We start from the raw sequence: 928 nt of genomic DNA, 5'->3' as shown, positions 1-928 counted from the left end.
ATCTGGCTGGGGTGGTGCGCAGTGTGCAGTCGGGCACTGGTGGGCTGGCGAACCTGCGTCTGCATGAGCTCGGTGGCGTCCCGACCGGCGGCGCGACGGCGGCCAGTGGTTGGGGATCGTTCGGGCGCAACGGTTTTGGGCCGGGCCTGTGGCGTTTCGGCGGTTCGGGTGCCGGTTTGCAGGCGTTGGTTGCGGGTCTGTCCGGTTCCGGGGGGCTGAACAGTCTGCTCAACAGCGCCACCGTGACGACGGCGTTGACCGGCGCGTTGAGCAGCCCGACCGTGAGCACCCTGCTGAACAGCCCGACGGTGAGCACCCTGCTCAACAGTCCGAGTGTGAGCAACTTGCTGCGTAGCCCGGCGGTGAGCGGCCTTTTGAGTAACCCCGCTATCAGTAGCGTGCTGAGCGGGAGTTTGTCGGCCAAGCTGAACAGTCTGTTGAATGTGCATTCGGTCGGCTCGGCGGAGGCCGCGGTCGCTGACATCTTCGGTAATACCGGCACCGGCAATATCGGCTTCGGTAACACTGGTGACAACAACATTGGGTTCTTCAACACCGGTGACGGCAACGTGGGTATCGCCAACTCCGGCTTTGACCTCAAGGGCATTCTGAACGCCGGGGTCGGTAATGCGGGGTTGTTCAACACCGGCAGCTACAACACCGGGATCGGGAATTCCGGTATCGGCAACACCGGGTTGTTTAATCCGGGCAACTTCAACACCGGTATCGGTAACCGCGGAAGCTATAACACCGGAAGCTTCAATGCGGGCAGCTTCAACAGCGGTGATTTCAACGGCGGTGACACCAACACGGGTTGGTTCAATACCGGCGACCTCAACACCGGTATCGGCAACTCCGGCAACATCAACACCGGTATCGGCAACTCCGGCAACATGAACAACGGGATGTTCGTCCGCGGCGACGCCCA

General features: G+C 61.7%; 1 protein-coding gene. It reads left to right on the top strand.

What is annotated here, in order from left to right; translation table 11 throughout:
• Nucleotides 1-23 precede the first annotated feature (23 nt).
• On the top strand, nt 24-928 hold a 905-nt coding region (locus tag A9X01_RS32300), incomplete at its 3' end, for a pentapeptide repeat-containing protein (protein ID WP_436405299.1).

The sequence above is a fragment of the Mycobacterium asiaticum genome, from assembly GCF_001668675.1.
GTDB lineage: Bacteria > Actinomycetota > Actinomycetes > Mycobacteriales > Mycobacteriaceae > Mycobacterium > Mycobacterium asiaticum_D.
Note: the sequence above shows the minus strand (reverse complement) of the source record. Positions and strands in the feature narration are given on the sequence as shown.